This window comes from Cognatundibacterium rivi (genome assembly GCF_018139565.1).
In the GTDB taxonomy this organism is placed as follows: domain Bacteria; phylum Pseudomonadota; class Gammaproteobacteria; order Burkholderiales; family Burkholderiaceae_D; genus Undibacterium; species Undibacterium rivi.
This window is the reverse complement of record NZ_JAGSPK010000001.1, coordinates 804,018-818,893: the sequence shown is the minus strand read 5'-3', so window position 1 is coordinate 818,893 and position 14,876 is coordinate 804,018. Positions and strand designations below refer to the sequence as shown.

General features: G+C 43.2%; 19 protein-coding genes and 1 tRNA gene. 18 read left to right on the top strand and 2 right to left on the bottom strand.

Annotated elements, in window-relative coordinates; genetic code table 11:
* Positions 1-577: 577 nt before the first annotated feature.
* The 3 genes from KDM87_RS03700 (at position 578) to KDM87_RS03690 (ending at position 3,647) form a co-directional block, all read left to right on the top strand.
* Positions 578-1,990, top strand: a complete 1,413-nt coding sequence (locus KDM87_RS03700) for an AAA family ATPase (RefSeq protein ID WP_212677785.1) — start codon at positions 578-580, stop codon at positions 1,988-1,990.
* Between the two features lie 54 nt (positions 1,991-2,044).
* Positions 2,045-2,536 (top strand): hypothetical protein, encoded by a 492-nt coding sequence (locus KDM87_RS03695; RefSeq protein ID WP_212677783.1) that lies wholly within the window; start codon positions 2,045-2,047, stop codon positions 2,534-2,536.
* 160 nt (positions 2,537-2,696) lie between these two features.
* Positions 2,697-3,647: a hypothetical protein gene (locus KDM87_RS03690; protein WP_212677782.1), complete on the top strand. Its 951-nt coding sequence runs from the start codon at positions 2,697-2,699 to the stop codon at positions 3,645-3,647.
* Between the two features lie 121 nt (positions 3,648-3,768).
* Here KDM87_RS03690 and KDM87_RS03685 read toward each other — a convergent pair whose 3' ends face one another.
* Positions 3,769-4,338, bottom strand: a complete 570-nt coding sequence (locus KDM87_RS03685) for a hypothetical protein (protein WP_212677781.1) — start codon at positions 4,336-4,338, stop codon at positions 3,769-3,771.
* Between the two features lie 277 nt (positions 4,339-4,615).
* On the opposite strand from KDM87_RS03685, the gene KDM87_RS03680 reads away from it, so the two are divergent.
* The 13 genes from KDM87_RS03680 (at position 4,616) to KDM87_RS03620 (ending at position 13,536) form a co-directional block, all read left to right on the top strand.
* On the top strand, positions 4,616-4,948 hold the full coding sequence (locus KDM87_RS03680) for a cellulose synthase (RefSeq protein ID WP_212677780.1): 333 nt from the start codon (positions 4,616-4,618) through the stop codon (positions 4,946-4,948).
* Between the two features lie 3 nt (positions 4,949-4,951).
* Positions 4,952-5,239 (top strand): hypothetical protein, encoded by a 288-nt coding sequence (locus KDM87_RS03675; protein WP_212677967.1) that lies wholly within the window; start codon positions 4,952-4,954, stop codon positions 5,237-5,239.
* A gap of 47 nt (positions 5,240-5,286) precedes the next feature.
* Entirely contained in the window at positions 5,287-5,508 is a 222-nt protein-coding gene (locus KDM87_RS03670) for a hypothetical protein (protein WP_212677779.1), read from the top strand.
* A 2-nt stretch (positions 5,509-5,510) separates the two neighbouring features.
* A complete protein-coding gene (locus KDM87_RS03665; protein ID WP_212677778.1) occupies positions 5,511-5,669 on the top strand; it encodes a hypothetical protein in 159 nt (52 codons plus the stop codon).
* Between the two features lie 14 nt (positions 5,670-5,683).
* A complete protein-coding gene (locus KDM87_RS03660; RefSeq protein WP_212677777.1) occupies positions 5,684-5,935 on the top strand; it encodes a hypothetical protein in 252 nt (83 codons plus the stop codon).
* Positions 5,932-7,482 (top strand): hypothetical protein, encoded by a 1,551-nt coding sequence (locus tag KDM87_RS03655; RefSeq protein WP_212677776.1) that lies wholly within the window; start codon positions 5,932-5,934, stop codon positions 7,480-7,482. Before KDM87_RS03660 ends, KDM87_RS03655 begins: the two co-directional genes overlap by 4 nt.
* A 7-nt stretch (positions 7,483-7,489) precedes the next feature.
* Positions 7,490-7,804 carry a DUF2523 family protein gene (locus tag KDM87_RS03650; protein ID WP_329604886.1) on the top strand — a complete coding sequence of 105 codons (315 nt, stop codon included), beginning with the start codon at positions 7,490-7,492 and terminating at the stop codon, positions 7,802-7,804.
* 4 nt (positions 7,805-7,808) lie between these two features.
* Positions 7,809-8,906 (top strand): zonular occludens toxin domain-containing protein, encoded by a 1,098-nt coding sequence (locus KDM87_RS03645; RefSeq protein WP_212677775.1) that lies wholly within the window; start codon positions 7,809-7,811, stop codon positions 8,904-8,906.
* Complete coding sequence (locus KDM87_RS03640; protein ID WP_212677774.1) at positions 8,903-10,210, top strand: type II secretion system protein GspD; 1,308 nt, start codon at positions 8,903-8,905, stop codon at positions 10,208-10,210. Before KDM87_RS03645 ends, KDM87_RS03640 begins: the two co-directional genes overlap by 4 nt.
* A 472-nt stretch (positions 10,211-10,682) precedes the next feature.
* Entirely contained in the window at positions 10,683-11,564 is an 882-nt protein-coding gene (locus KDM87_RS03635; RefSeq protein ID WP_212677773.1) for a rolling circle replication-associated protein, read from the top strand.
* Positions 11,565-11,575: 11 nt separating this feature from the next.
* Positions 11,576-11,776, top strand: a complete 201-nt coding sequence (locus KDM87_RS03630) for a DUF4224 domain-containing protein (RefSeq protein WP_212677772.1) — start codon at positions 11,576-11,578, stop codon at positions 11,774-11,776.
* The gene (locus tag KDM87_RS03625; protein WP_212677771.1) at positions 11,777-12,802 is read left to right on the top strand and encodes a tyrosine-type recombinase/integrase; all 1,026 of its coding nucleotides are present in this window, start codon (positions 11,777-11,779) and stop codon (positions 12,800-12,802) included. It begins immediately after the preceding gene.
* A 119-nt stretch (positions 12,803-12,921) separates the two neighbouring features.
* On the top strand, positions 12,922-13,536 hold the full coding sequence (locus KDM87_RS03620) for a hypothetical protein (protein WP_212677770.1): 615 nt from the start codon (positions 12,922-12,924) through the stop codon (positions 13,534-13,536).
* Between the two features lie 125 nt (positions 13,537-13,661).
* Here KDM87_RS03620 and KDM87_RS03615 read toward each other — a convergent pair.
* A tRNA-Gly gene (locus tag KDM87_RS03615) sits at positions 13,662-13,735 on the bottom strand.
* Between the two features lie 237 nt (positions 13,736-13,972).
* Between KDM87_RS03615 and KDM87_RS03610 the strand changes: the two genes are divergently transcribed.
* Positions 13,973-14,416 carry a thioesterase family protein gene (locus KDM87_RS03610; protein ID WP_186884965.1) on the top strand — a complete coding sequence of 148 codons (444 nt, stop codon included), beginning with the start codon at positions 13,973-13,975 and terminating at the stop codon, positions 14,414-14,416.
* 61 nt (positions 14,417-14,477) lie between these two features.
* Positions 14,478-14,834 carry a DUF1304 domain-containing protein gene (locus tag KDM87_RS03605; RefSeq protein WP_186884832.1) on the top strand — a complete coding sequence of 119 codons (357 nt, stop codon included), beginning with the start codon at positions 14,478-14,480 and terminating at the stop codon, positions 14,832-14,834.
* The last annotated feature ends 42 nt before the right edge of the window (positions 14,835-14,876 follow it).

Genomic DNA, 14,876 nt, shown 5'->3' with positions numbered 1-14,876 from the left:
CTATTTTAACAGAGTATCTAGCCCTTTAAAATTGCCCTACATTCACCTTTTGCGGAACGCACTTTCTGCATTTTCGCCAAGGATTTTCAATATCTATATTTCGGAATTAAATCAAGTGATTAAGGGTAGAATATTCTACAAAAATATAATTTTTATGTTACTTGATGGCCTTAGCAAACATAGTGGTCTATTGAATAGTAGATCGATAGTATGTTTGATTGTTGTTGATTCAAGTCTTCGGTGCCTATTCTGATTTTCCTGCTAAGGTAGAAAATTTAATATTATTTCGATAATATTTTATGTATTCTATATTAATATAAAGTCTTCCAAACTATCGTTTTCAAGAAAAGTTTGCCACTTTCTATCGAAATTCTTCAATTAATCAATCTGTGATGGACTATAAAAATTATTCACTGATGAGAAGTATTCGTTGGTGTAATTTGTATTCTCCTATTGAAATAGTCTGCTAATTTTAAGTTTTCATTAAATAAAGTATTTAGATAATAAGCAATATAAAACACGTCAAAAAAGATTTGATATATTTTTTAGGCGTGCTTCTCTGAAGAAGGACTCCCTCATGTTTAAAATTTTGTCGGCTACAAATTATCGTAGTTTCAAAGATTTGGAAATAGAATTAGCACCGATAACACTATTTGTTGGTCCAAATAATTCCGGAAAATCTTCGATTGTTTCTATTCTTAGATTGCTAAGTCAAACTGCAGATAGTAACGACCCAAACGTGCGTCTGTTATTGAATGGACCATTGGGAGATTTTGGAACATACAAGGACTTGATACATGAAAATGAAATTCGGCGTAATTTAGATGTTTCAATTACTGTTTTAAATAATAGGCTTCATCCTCAAGTCGCTTCTGGCAAGGAAATTGCCTTCAAATTGAAATATAAATATCGTTCAGCAATCAAAGAAATAATTCTCAAGCGTATCGAGTGTTTTGCTAATAATAAGCATCGTGTTACAGCGGAGTTAAATGAGGACTCTGAAAAATTTCTAATACGAAAAATAGCCGATGAAACAATTAGTCCATCCCTTAATGGCTCTAGGATATTTAGAGGATTTAATATTAAAAATTTTTTACCTCGTATGCTAGGCGCCTCGTACATGAACGATGACGATCGATTGGGAGTGTTATTTGCGAAAGAGATGCTACAAGTACAACGGGACGCTTTTGTTACTAATAAATATCTCCAATCAATTGAATATGTCGGTGCGATGCGAATGCCGCCTTCTCGAACTTATTTATATACAGGAGAGCGGCGGCGGAAAGTCGGTGCGAATGGTGAGCACGCTTTGTCTATGTTAGTAATGGACTCGATGCGCCGAGGGAGTAAAACGAAGGGAATACTTCAGCATGTCATTGGATGGCTTTCAAGAGCTGGAATAGCATCGGACATAAAAGTTGTTTCGCTATCTGATCGTTATTTTGAAATTCACATACAACATCCCATTACGAAAGAGTATGAAAACTTTGCGGATGTTGGGTATGGAAATAGTCAGGTTATTCCAATTTTAGTCGCCGGATTAAATTGTGATTCCGAGGATACACTTATTGTTGAAGAGCCAGAAATTCATTTGCATCCCAAGGCTCAGGCAGAATTAGGAGATTTTTTTATTGAGCTAAACAACAAGGGAGTTCAGTCAATAGTCGAAACTCATAGCGAACATATGATTCTTCGCCTTCAAAAAAGAATAGCCGAGAGAGTGTTAAACCCGAAAGATATTTATATTTATTACGTTAATCCAACTCCAAACGGTAAAGAAATCATCCGACTTGAAATGGACTCGAAGGGTATGTTTAAGCAGGATTGGCCAGGTGGTTTTTTCCCTGAGCGTTTAAATGAGGCGCGAGATTTGGCTATTGCTAGGTCGACATCAAATACGGTTGAAAAAGCAAGTCCTCTAGACAAATTTAACGTATCTGTTGAAAAGGAAAAATCTGTTATTTCACGAACAAGAAAAATACTTAAATAGTGAAATAAATATTCGCTTGCCTTAAAACCCTCAAAAAAAATTTAAAGGTAAAAAATGTTGATTGATGCAAATGTATTTAAAGGATTTTTTCAGGTTGAAATTGGGCATACCCATAGCCTTTGCGGATGTCCAAAAACACTGATATGTTCTGCTTCATCAACGTTACCTATTTACCACGATACCGGCAAAATTATCGAACACGAATGGGGCAATGTAGTTGAGCGCGAATGGTTTAATGAATGGCTCGCAACACAATACGTCACTGGAAATATCGCGATAATAGAACCGATTAGAGACAATGGTGTGGAAAGCAAAATAACTGCTTTGGGGTTTCCGTCAGGCCGTGACATTGTTTATGTAAGAACAGGGCTCGCGGTTGCAAAGATAAATAAAACATGTGAATTTTTTACTGAAGATATTGATTTTTATGATCCAAGAAAAAAGGGTGGGAGTGCGCCCGCACGAGTCAAAGCAATTAAAGGGGCGTCTGGACCTGTTGCCAAGGTATTGAGGAAGAGTAATTTATTGGTTAAATGTGTTCCTTAGTTGGCTTTTATGTGTACTGAAGATCAACGAAAAATGATGTAGTCTGTTTTTGATTTTCAACGTACTTTGCCAATAGCAATTTAAGCATTTTCTTTTGACAGTCCCGTCAGAAATTGTAGAATAAGATTCCACATGGAAATATTTTTTTAATGAGGGGATTATGGGCGTAAAGATGTCTAAGGCAAGGGATGCAAGTGGTAACGACGTCTCATTGGAGCAAGCGCAATTTAATCCTCGTGCATTTCGCCAATGCGCTAATTGTAGTTCTGAGGTTGTATATAACGCTGGATCAAATCCCGAAAGAAACGGGCGCAGTGTTGTTGTCCCTCATTATTTCAAGTTGAAAAAAAATGTTGTGCATCAGGACACATGCACTTTCAATGTTTTGGGACAGGTAAAGACCATTGCTGCTGCTGAATCGACGCCGGAGTTTATTGGCCAATTTAATAATGGGGTGTATGAACTGCGACTTCTGTTACCAGAAGAGAATGATAAAAAGCGGGAAGTGGATTCGAAGTTGTCGGAGGGTGCTGACGCCACGGAAGCGCGGCCTGTCACTGAAAAGAAGTATGTAAGCGTAGGTCGGTTGAATGCGTATTTGAATACTGCTGCTCGAGTCATGAAATTAAGAGCCTTTTGTGAGGAAAACTCAGAAATTGAGAATCACCTCATATTGAAATTTGGTACTTCCAAGGTTTTTTGGAAAGATTTCTTTTTTGAGATTGCTGACTATAAGAGGTTGTATCGTATTCTGGGTAAAATGACTGATCCTTACCCGGTTGCTGTATCAGGAAAAATAGACAAGATAACTCGCTTAGAATCGAAGTATCAAAATGGCTCACCCTATTATTGGTTGATATCGTTAGATCAGCCATATGAAAAGCCTGATGAGAATGGCGTGGTGAACAAAACCTCGATGGCGATTACTGTATACGATGAAAGATTTTTAGACGGTCTTAAAGTTGATGATGATGTTGTTGTTTTTGGAGTGTGGACAAAGAAAAATGTAACTAGGAAGCCCAATTCAAAAGCAGATTCGAAAGTGAAATTTTGGGAAAACCTTCCACTAAATTTTCATCTTACTCACCACAAGCAAATCACCGTCATATAGCTACTAATCTGCCACAGTATCTTTAGAAATATAAAAAAAAAAGCCATTTTAAAGTGGCTTTTTTTATTTCAAGAAAATTCTGCAAGTAAACATCAACAAGACTTACGGCAAACGCTTTTGATCATTCATCGTGTTGATTTATTCTGTCTTGCATTTCTTTTTCATGCATTTTTTTTCTCCTGTCAGCAACCATTGCTTTAATTGTCTCAATAGATTTATCTTGTAATCCATTTAACTCGATCCTACGCTGCCAAGACAAATATTCTAGTGTTTCAATTGCTTCAGTATGTTCTTCTGGGCTGTAGCCTTTGGTGTCGTTGTCATATTGTCTCATTTGCATTTCTTTGCAATGCTCGAAATATTCATCAAATTTGTTCAATTCTTCAACATACCTTGTTTCAGGGTAATTTTTGGCTAGTGGACTACCTTGGGGATAGCGATGCCCATATTCTTGGTCTGTCATGCCACTTGCTAGCCAGAAGGCATATCGAGGATATAAGCGAGCTATCGCTTGAACCATTTCACCGCTGGGAGTCGCTGATTCCCTTCTCCAAAAGGTGTTCCATGTAGTTCTGCTTATACCAGTCTGCTCTTCCAACCACGCAAAACGTCCTTTCTCTGGAAAGTGTTTCGTAACAATTGAAATCATTCTGGAACGAATATTTTCGTAATTTGAAGGGAAGTTTGACATTGTCATCCTTTAAAAATAATAACAGCCCTTGATCGCAGGAATTTTTTTAGATATTATGTGTCAATTGAGTCAGATATAACTCTTTTGAGTCTAAAAATGTCATTTGATCTAACTTTTCATGTTTTTGAGTCAATTTTTATTAATTATTTTAATTATCAACGACTTAATCTGATTTTACTAGCTTGAAACATATACCAAATGATTGGTTCTGCATCTCATAAATATTATTTTTACGTCAATTTTTATATTAATAGCCACCTTTCAAGAAGGAAAAATCATGTCCGTAGACTCAAAACACCACGTCCGCATCGTCGGATTCAAAGTAATTGATTTCAAAAATAAAGTAACAGGCGTACCAGGACAAATGAAACTGGCGCAGTGCATCCTTACGTCAGAAAGCGCAGAAAAAGGTCAGCAAGTTGTAGTAGGCGAATTGTTGATGCCGCGCCATCTCAATGAAACTCCAATTGGTGAATATCTGGCTGAGTTCGAATTGTCGGTGGGGAAAGATCTGCGTGTAACGGCTCGATTAACTCATCTCCACCCATTTGGCCAGAACGCGACCAGTGTTCGACCAAGTTCAAAAGAAGCAGAAAAAAAAGCTGCTTAACTCATGGCTAAGGGATCAACACAATCAGTGCTGGTTTGCACACCGTCCACAACGGCAAGCACAGCGCAGCAAGCAGTCTGCCCAAAGGTTGGGACTCAGTTTTATGTACCGACCAAAGTGCAAGCCTATCTGCTTGATCCTAGCCAGCAAAACAATATCGATGCAGCTTTAGGAGATTTCGACTATGCCTATGCGTCCGGCCTGTGGTCGTTGGCATTCAGCATGGTTGTTGGCCTCTATTTTGTATCACACGGAATCGGTCAAGTTCTCGGCATGGTACGCCGGGGTTGATGGTGCGACTGGGCGCTTCCCCAGTATTTTAAACATGGAGTTTCAACATGAACAAAAACATTCAACGCGGTTTGGCTTTGGTTGGCGCAATTGCTGTTTCTGGCTCTGCGATGGCAGCAGGTACAGGTCCTGATTTTTCGACACTGACTTCTGCCGTTGATTTCGGCACCGTGATTACGGCGATCATGGCGATTTCTGCCACGCTGATGGGTGTCTACATCGCGATCAAAGGTGCAAAAACCGTAGTAGGCATGATCAAAGGTAAATAAGCGTGATCAAAGAAAAGGGGGTGGCCGCCCCTTTTTTATTTTTATCCCTTGCGAATTTTTTTGGAAAAAACATGACGATCAATGAGCTTTGGTACTTAATTATTTTCGCTTGGGGCATTGCATGTGGCTGGGCGGTGGTGAACGGCATCAATAATCAATAACAGGACAATGCGCCATGACCAATTTTTTAAGTTCAGTCGTACCGATATTGCTGTTATCAGCTTATTGTTTTCTCGTTTTCGTAATTGCAATGGAAGGCTGTAAAAAATGGTGGGAACCATTTGTATATGCTGCGCTGACACCATTTGCACTTATCTATGCGTACTGGAAAGACATTGCCTTCGTTATTTTATTTCTCTCTGTACTGATCGGAATACCCGTTGCACTTGTAAAAGCCTACAACTGGTTTCAGGGAGTATTTTCATGAAAAAGCTCTTCATCGTGTTGATGGTGAAAAAGTGCTTTTTCCTATTTCTCATCGCATCCATTCTTTTCCAGCAGCAAGCATCCTCTCAAGCACTCCCCGTAGCACCGGCTGCAAATTTTGTGATGAATCGTGCGGTTGCAGGCGTACTGACAAGAGTCGCTGTTGCACGTGGTTTTGCTGCCAATGATCCAAGGATTGCCACAACACTATTGGGCGTCAGTTCTTCGTTAACCGCGGTGAACACCGCATCAACCGTTGCCGGTGTTGGTTTGGCCATTGCAGGCGCTCCGGTATGGATCACTGTCGCTGGCGGACTTGGCGTATTAGCGGTCGGTGCTGCAATTGTTGCTGGTATCTCGACACTGTCATTGCAAAACGGCGGATTGGTAATCTCAACGACATCAGGCGTAGCAGCACCTACCTATACGCCGCCATCAATTGTTGCGAATGACCGATACAGCGATTTTGCGGCACTGGGGTTGCGAGTTTATCGCGATGCGTCCTGTGTTCAGAGCCAGTTTTGTTATGCATATCCATTATTGCCATCCGGGACACGCCCTTATACATGGAATCCGAATATTGGCGACAACACGCAAGGACAGGCATTTGTTGTCTTTTTTAGCCTGCAGGATTTGATCGATAGTTTTCCGATCTTAAAACACAAAGCCGGTCAGAGTTGGACACAAACCACTTCCGATAGCACACAAAACATCACCTGGAATTGGGTTACACGCCCATCTTTTGCTTACTCTGATAATGGTTCTTTCAAGCTTGTAGCGACATACACCACGACGACTAATTGCATTTCGGGTTCATGCACTTCATCCTCCAGAACATCGAATTGGGATTCGACTACTTCCGCGATTGACATCGGACAAGTTGAGGGCAGCCGAACTTATAAGAGCCTTGATGAAGCATATCCAGACATTGCCCAGAGTGCAAAGACGCAACCATTATCTAACGATACTGTTGCAAGAATTGCCGATCAAGCTTGGAAAAACGCCGCAGCACAGCCGGGCTATCAAGGGCTACCTTATAGTGCGACTCAGCCGGTGACGGCAACAGATGTTGCGACTTGGCAGGCAGAGAATCCAACCAGCATGCCATCACTCAATGATTTACTCGCGCCCGCAAGCTTACCGAATACGTCAACCGTTCCTATTTCGGTAACGAGCACAACGACAAATCCTAACCCGAATCCGACAACCAATCCGACACCAGATCCGAACGCTATTTATAACGTCAATATCGTGAATGTGCCGCGTGTAGATCTTGGTCCCAATCCCAACATCGCAGCACCTACGCTGGAAACTACGCCGGGCGCTCTGGAAATTCTGTATCCGCTGTTCACCCTTTTTCCAGAGCTGAAGAATTATCAAGCACCACAGCATGCGAGTGGATGCCCGAAACCACAATTTGACGTATTCGGCAAAACGATCACGATGGATTCACATTGCACACTCGCAGAACAACACCGGCTGGCAATTGGTTCCATCATGATCGTGGTCTGGATGCTCGTCAGTATCTTAATTTTATTGTCTGCGTGAGGTTGTTATGCCTGCTGCATTGTTTGGAATTCTTTTATCGGCGTTGCAGAGTGTTCTCGCTTTTGTACTCCGCTCTGTCGTCGTCAAGTTCGTTGTGTTTTTTGGGATTTATTTCGTGGTCAGAGAGTTTGTTCCTGTACTGACTTCGTACGGATTTTTTTCGGGATCAAGTAAGGCATCTGCGTTGAGTAATGCGCTCGCCAGCATCCCCAGTTCTGTTTGGTATTTTCTTGATCTGATGAATTTTTCTATGGGTGTCAGCATGGTGCTCTCGGCTTATGTGACACGCTTCATCATTCGCCGTATTCCAGTGATCGGATAACGCAATGGCGATCAATGCATACGTTGGCCTGCAAGGTTCAGGTAAAAGTTACGAGGTCGTTTCATCCGTCATTCTGGATGCTGTTGCTCATGGCCGTCGTGTTGTCACCAATGTGGCAGGTATCAATGAAGACCGGATTCATGAATACCTGGTCAACAAGCGCGATGCTGACCCAAAAAAATTAGGCGAGATCATTCATATAGAAAATGATCGCATCATGCAACCACAGTTTTTTCCCGACGAAGAAAAACCAGAATTAGACTCCATCGTCAAAGGTGGAAACTTAGTCGCAATCGATGAAGCATGGCGTTTTTGGGGAACAGATAGCGGCAAACTGAGTCATGAACACATGCAGTTCTTTCGCATGCACCGCCACTATATCCATCCAGATACAGCAGTCGCCTGCGACGTGGTACTGATGACGCAAGACATCACCGGTCTGCATCGCTCAGTTAAAAACGTCATTGAATTCGCATTCAAGATGCACAAGCACAAATCTCTGGGTTTCTCAAAGCGCTATCGGGTGGAAATTTATGAAGGCTGGAAGCTGAACGCCAAAACGCGCATTGATGATCGCCAGAAGAAATACAACGCTGAGATTTTCCCGTTGTATCAAAGCTATACCGGTGGGCAAGGTATGGAGAAAGCGATTGATAGCCGACAAAACATTTTGGCAAATAAACGGCTTTGGTTTTTTGCAGTCGGAACGATTGTAATGATGACGATCGCGGCAACAAATGCCTGGAAATTTTTTCATCCAGATCCGAAACAACATAAAGTTACTGCAACATCTTCGACTACTGCTGCGCAACCAGCTAAATCGAACGAACCATCCAATTCGACTAAGACTACACAAAGCGCAGTAAGCGGCTTTTCTGATAGCTGGAAGATCGTTGGCCAGTTGGATATGGCCGACATACATTGGGTGATTGTCGCCAATCCTGCTGGTCGTCTGCGGCTGGAATCCCCGTCCATGTTTCACGGCAAAGGTGCAACGGCCATTGGTGACATCGATGGCGAACGAGTTACACGCTGGTCAGGTGCGAATAATCAGCCAGCAACGCAAACACAATCACAAGCGACGGGAACAGTCGCAAAATGAAACGTCTTTTCGGATTACTCCCTTTGCTGTTTGTGGCTGGTGTCCATGCCGCGCCCAGTTCACCGCAAAAATTGCGGCCAGTGTCGATCGGCACATCTACAAATGAGGCGGCAATCAAATTTGATTTTCAGTCAGTGAATGTCGCGCAGATCATCAGTCTCGTTTATCTGGAAGCCTTGAAGCAGCCTTACGTCATTGATCCCGCCGTGCTGAGGGACGAACGTCTGGTGTCATTCCGGTTTGATGCCAGTACCGGCGACCTTAAAACCTTCTGGCAAAATTTTCTGGATTCACTGGAGATCAGTATCGAGTCACGTCATGGTGTCGATTACGTGACGGTAAAAAAGCCAGTGCAAACAACCGCCCCCGCATTAGATGTACTGGTGTATCACCCCAGATATCGGCAGGTGTCTTATCTCACTGGATTGTTGACGCCGTTATTTACTGCCGGTAGCTTTACCGTCAACCGGACAGTACGTGCACCGGTCAGTGCTAAAAGCAGTCCGAGTGATGCGCCGCCGGGATCTGCCGCTGCAATGATTGACCAGGACAGCGATACGCTCGTTTTTCAAGGTACGCAAGATGAACTGGCCAAGTTAAATAAAATCCTTCCACAGGTTGATACTGCTACTGGTGAAGTCGTCGTGAAAGCAGTCGTCTATGAGGTCACAACCGGAAATTCTGAAGGTTCGGCATTTGGCCTTGCGCTCAATGTCTTAGGTGGAAAACTGGGCTTGTCCATTGGTGGCGGATCAACACTGGCCGATTCGGTTTCGATCAAATCTGCGAGTATCGATTCCGCATTTTCTGCGCTATCCGGGGATACCCGATTCAAGGCGATATCAACGCCACAGGTTCGCGTTAAATCCGGCGCACAAGCACGTTTCACTGTCGGTCAGGACGTGCCTACACTCGGTGCTGTTACCTATTCTCAAAACGGCTCTCAACCCGTTCAATCCGTCGAGTATCGATCTTCTGGTGTCATTCTGAGCTTGTCTCCAACCGTCAGAGAGTCCACGGTCGATATGACCATCGATCAACAGATCAGTGATTTCGCCAAAACAGAAACCGGCGTTAATAATTCTCCGACGCTCACGAAACGCCAACTATCAACGACCGTGAGTATTAGCGATGGTGAGCTGGTGCTCATTGGCGGTCTTACACAAGATAAGAATACCGACACGCATTCTGGCCTGCCGTTCCTGCCTCAATTCCTGCATTCGAAAAACAATACAGGATCGAGAACGGAGATTTTGCTGTTGCTACAGGTCTCAAAAATTAGTTTGGAAAGTTCAATGAGGTAATCGAAGCCGTGCGCGGTATTCAGGCCGAGTCCGTGGCGGAGCATTAAGTAATGCAGACCATTCGGCGGTGAAATAACGAAATAGGCATTTCTTAAACATGAAGCGGTCGGACAGTTTTATCGTCCGATGTTTGCGGTAGCTGCCGGGTCGGTAGACCTTCGCGAAGCGAACAGCGTATCCCGCAAACAAGCATGTTTAAGCGCGGGGAGATCGCACAGTATTGTTTGAAGTTTTTGACGTTGCAGTGAGGCGCAGTGAGCAGCGCAACGCCCGCAGCGACAGCGAGGACGGAAGCGCGCGGAGCGCGCCTAAACTTGTATTAGGGACACTTAACGGAAAACAAGATACTTAACGTTCGCTGAGACAAGTTATTTACCCCTTTTCTCTAAAACTGTTTAGAGAATAAAAAAGAGACGCAACACCTGCAAGTGTTCGTCTCCTTGATTGACGCATTTACCTTGGAGCTGCATCAATGATTAGCAATATAGATGATTCAATTAGTTCTATCAACGATTTTGAATTCGATTTTGAAGACTGTCGCCCTGCAACTGACGATGAAACCGCAAATTGGCTACTGGATGACGGTCCGGTACTGAGAACCACATGGATTGTACATGACAGGCAGTTTGCAGATGGTCAGCGGGAAATCAGCGCTTCACGCTTTGTGCGTATAAAAGGCGCGCTACCAAATCAAAACCGCGCCAAGCGCGGTGATTCAGAAAAGAAAGAGCAGAACAACGAGGATAGCGCAAAACGTGCCAAACAGGCTGTACGGCTGCGGTGTAAGTCGATTTCCGCTGATCGCATGATCACTCTTACTTATCGAGAGAATATGATGGATTGGAATAGACTCTTGAAGGATTGGGATTCGTTTAGGCGCCGCATGGCTAAATACAAACAGTTTCACTATGTGGCGACGGTTGAACGCCAGGAACGTGGCGCATTTCATATACACGTCGCTGTGCACGGTCGCCAGTTCTACCAACTAATTCGCTATATATGGCAAAAAATCGTTGGTTTGACTGAAGACGGAAAGCCGGGCGGTCAAATCAATGTCCGAGACCCGAATAAATTTGGTTTCGGTAAACATGGTGCGCATAAGTTGGCTGGCTACATCAGCAAGTACATATCCAAAGATATGGAAACTCACGACTTGAACAAAAAACGCTATTGGTCTTCACGGGGCATTCGTGTTCCAGAAAAAAATTACTACCAATTACCTTACGGCACTGATGCGTTTGCAGCGTTCTCTCACGTCATGCAATTGGCGGCTGACCATAACAACGATGGCATGACCTTCTTCTCGAATCAGGCGCTCGGCGTGTGCTGGGTAGCGACCGCACCAACAATTTAGACGGTGACCTTATGAGTGCATTTTTGCAAGCAAATGACTTGGCTATTTTGACTGGTAGAAAAGTCAAATCAAAGCAGATAGAAGCTCTTCGGAAAATGGGAATCAAATTCTTTGTAAACGCATGCGGAAAACCAGTTGTTCCGGTTGCTGCAATCGAAGGCAGAAAAGAAGAAAAACAAGTTATTGAGCAATGGAATCCACCGGAAGAGTAAATGGCTAGAAAACCGTCTGTTAATTTAAATTTGCCCCCTCACATGCGCAAGCGTATTCGTGGCGAGCTTGTTTACTATTTTTTTGATACAGGTGGAAAGCCACGTAAGGAAATACCGTTGGGTAGTGATTACATTGGTGCACTGGCAAAATATGCTGAATTAAATAGTACTGAGAAAATTCAAGCACCGACATTTGGTGATGCTATTGATCGCTATAAAAAAAATGAAGTCCCTAAGCTTGCAAAAAGTACTCAGAAAATTTTCAGGTACGATATTCAACACGTCGAGGCATATTTTCGAACTGCTCCTTTGGATCAGATCCGGCCTGTACATATTCGGAAATTTTTAGACAAACATCGTGACAAACCGACGACTGCAAATCGATGTAAAAGATTGTTTTCGAACATATTTAATCATGCCCGTGGCTGGGGATATACGGATGCACAAAATCCTTGCGAGGGTATTCGCGGGCATGCTCTTGATAAACGAATGGTCTATGTTTCAGATGATTTATTCAATGTCGTTTACAAGCAAGCGAGCCAGCCTTTACGCGATGCCATGGATTTAGCTTATCTGACGGGCCAGCGCCCAGGTGATGCACTTTCAATGGCAGATGACGATATTATCGATGGACATTTATTTATTGCGCAAGAAAAGACGAAACAGCCTTTGCGCATAGTGATCTCTGGAAAATTAAAACAAACCATTAATCGCATTAACAAACGAAAAGAAGGGTTTAAATTTTTTACCCCAGCTTTGCTTGTTAATGAACATGGAAAAAAAATGACTCCTGCTGTTCTTCGTAACCACTTTACTGAAGCCAGAAGAAAAGCAATCGCATCCGATCCTGATATGGAACAAGCAATTAAGAATTTCTGGTTTTATGACCTTAGAGCTAAGGCAGCCGATGATACTTCAGATATTCGCGGCGATCAGGCAGCAAGTGATCTGCTTGGACACGATAGTGTCAAGACCACTAAAAGACATTATTTACGCAGAGGAAAAATTGTTAGTCCTACAAAATAAGTTCTCATCTATAATTCTTTTGTGATGTGTCAAATTTACCTTACCTTAATCAAGCATCGCTATTTTCTAAAAATCACAGGTTAGTTAATGATGGACACCGATTAATCGTTGATTGATAAATGTTACTGAATGAGAATATTCTAATGGCAACTGCAAGAGATAAGGTTCAACAACTAGGTTTTTGGGATGACGAAGTTAAAAATGTATCGCACGATAAAATTGTTTTGTGGGTGCATGCAAACGCTGAGATGTTGGCTCGGAAATATATAAAAGAATTTTTACCAGATTATCATCACGACGTACTTCAAGCAAATTGGACATCAAGCGAGCTCCGCATACCTGCGGGAGAGAAGCTAATAAATTTGCCGCTACCGCCCGAAAAACCGACCAACCTAGTTTATCGCGTTACATTGGAAAAGGTTATTCAGCAACACTCAGAAAACGGGCGAATTTTACCGAGAATCTTGGGGTATGCAGACGCACTTATTTCTTGGTCAACTCCGTCGGCAGTGTGGGATGTGCAAGATAAGTGTTGGCAAATTACTGGAAGTCAGTATTCTATTCTGGTAGAGGTTAAATCGACATTGCCATCACTTGGCGAGTTAATGCGCCAAATTAATTTATACCGATTAGTTTACCGCGACGTGATCGTAGTCGCGCCTGACGACTCCCTTTCACCAATATTAAAAGACCAAAAAGTTATGTTTGTAAAACATAACGAAAAATTTGAGTAAGTCGTTCAACTAGTGAATATTAAGGATTGAGTAATAAAAACTTCATTTCTTAACAGAATTGCGGAAATATTTCAGAATTGCGGAAATTTGAGACCGAATAAAATCAGCTAAGCTGTTGATTTCATTGGAGCGGGTGAAGGGAATCGAACCCTCGTATGAAGCTTGGGAAGCTGCCGTTCTACCATTGAACTACACCCGCGAAACCGCCATTTTACGCGGGTTTGACTGTCCTTGGCAAACCGCCAGCCGTCAGGCTGACGGTCACGGAATCCGGAATGATGCATGCGAGCGATGTCTTGTGGTTACCGCAGCAGGTAACGATTTCATGCATTAAGACATCCTGGCGGCTTGGTTCTTCAACTTAGGAAGCGCGCCAAGATCGCCTCAGAACGGCTAAACGGCTACAATCAGACTTTACGTCTTTTTCAACATCCCCATGGCTCGCCTGCAACTGCACTTCCCTGAAGACCAGTATTACTATTCCACTCAACTCACCGTTCGCGTCACGGATATCAATGGTGCCAATCATCTCGGCAACGATTCTATGATTTCGATGATTTCTGAAGCGCGTGCGCGTTTTCTATTTGAATTCGGTATCCGGGAAACGGCTCAAGATGGCATCGGTATTATCGTTACCGACTTAGCGACCACCTACAAAGCCGAAGGACATGCGCGTGACCAGTTGCTGTTTGAAGTCGGTGTGATGGATTTTAATAAATACGGTGGCGACATTACTTTCCGCATCAGCCGTCCCGCAGATCAGGCGCAGGTTGCAATGGCAAAATCAGGTTTTGTGTTTTTTAACTACCAACTCGGAAAAGTCGTACCTATGCCGGAAGAGTTTAAAAACAAATTCAATCGCGTTAACTGGCTGGACTGATGCTCAAAAATGCAAGATCCGTTATGATCATCATAATTAATAATATAAAAGGAGCATCTGCATGTCTTTAATCGGAAACGTCATCGTTGGGCTGGTTGCGTTATTACACGTCTACATTCTGATACTGGAAATGTTTTTATGGGAAAAACCAGCGGGACTGAAAGCCTTCAGGCAAACCAAAGAATCCGCCGCCGCCACCAAAGTGCTGGCAGCAAATCAGGGTTTGTATAACGGATTTCTCGCTGCTGGCTTATTCTGGGGACTCAGCCTCGGCAGCGCCGGACATGACGTGAAGGTGTTTTTTCTTGCTTGCGTTCTGCTTGCTGGTTTGTACGGTGCGGCAACTGCCAGTAAAAAAATTCTCTACATTCAGGCATTGCCCGCCTTGCTCGGTCTGATACTGCTGAATGTAGCCTGAGCCTGCAGTTCCGTCACTCATCAATAAAAAGAGCCCGTCAAT

Coding starts and splice junctions, on each gene's coding strand:
- KDM87_RS03700 (WP_212677785.1), top strand. CDS start 578: ATGTTTAAAATTTTGTCGGCTACAAATTATCGTAGTTTCAAAGATTTG.
- KDM87_RS03695 (WP_212677783.1), top strand. CDS start 2,045: ATGTTGATTGATGCAAATGTATTTAAAGGATTTTTTCAGGTTGAAATT.
- KDM87_RS03690 (WP_212677782.1), top strand. CDS start 2,697: ATGGGCGTAAAGATGTCTAAGGCAAGGGATGCAAGTGGTAACGACGTC.
- KDM87_RS03685 (WP_212677781.1), bottom strand. CDS start 4,338: ATGTCAAACTTCCCTTCAAATTACGAAAATATTCGTTCCAGAATGATT.
- KDM87_RS03680 (WP_212677780.1), top strand. CDS start 4,616: ATGTCCGTAGACTCAAAACACCACGTCCGCATCGTCGGATTCAAAGTA.
- KDM87_RS03675 (WP_212677967.1), top strand. CDS start 4,952: ATGGCTAAGGGATCAACACAATCAGTGCTGGTTTGCACACCGTCCACA.
- KDM87_RS03670 (WP_212677779.1), top strand. CDS start 5,287: ATGAACAAAAACATTCAACGCGGTTTGGCTTTGGTTGGCGCAATTGCT.
- KDM87_RS03660 (WP_212677777.1), top strand. CDS start 5,684: ATGACCAATTTTTTAAGTTCAGTCGTACCGATATTGCTGTTATCAGCT.
- KDM87_RS03655 (WP_212677776.1), top strand. CDS start 5,932: ATGAAAAAGCTCTTCATCGTGTTGATGGTGAAAAAGTGCTTTTTCCTA.
- KDM87_RS03650 (WP_329604886.1), top strand. CDS start 7,490: ATGCCTGCTGCATTGTTTGGAATTCTTTTATCGGCGTTGCAGAGTGTT.
- KDM87_RS03645 (WP_212677775.1), top strand. CDS start 7,809: ATGGCGATCAATGCATACGTTGGCCTGCAAGGTTCAGGTAAAAGTTAC.
- KDM87_RS03640 (WP_212677774.1), top strand. CDS start 8,903: ATGAAACGTCTTTTCGGATTACTCCCTTTGCTGTTTGTGGCTGGTGTC.
- KDM87_RS03635 (WP_212677773.1), top strand. CDS start 10,683: ATGATTAGCAATATAGATGATTCAATTAGTTCTATCAACGATTTTGAA.
- KDM87_RS03630 (WP_212677772.1), top strand. CDS start 11,576: ATGAGTGCATTTTTGCAAGCAAATGACTTGGCTATTTTGACTGGTAGA.
- KDM87_RS03625 (WP_212677771.1), top strand. CDS start 11,777: ATGGCTAGAAAACCGTCTGTTAATTTAAATTTGCCCCCTCACATGCGC.
- KDM87_RS03620 (WP_212677770.1), top strand. CDS start 12,922: ATGTTACTGAATGAGAATATTCTAATGGCAACTGCAAGAGATAAGGTT.
- KDM87_RS03610 (WP_186884965.1), top strand. CDS start 13,973: ATGGCTCGCCTGCAACTGCACTTCCCTGAAGACCAGTATTACTATTCC.
- KDM87_RS03605 (WP_186884832.1), top strand. CDS start 14,478: ATGTCTTTAATCGGAAACGTCATCGTTGGGCTGGTTGCGTTATTACAC.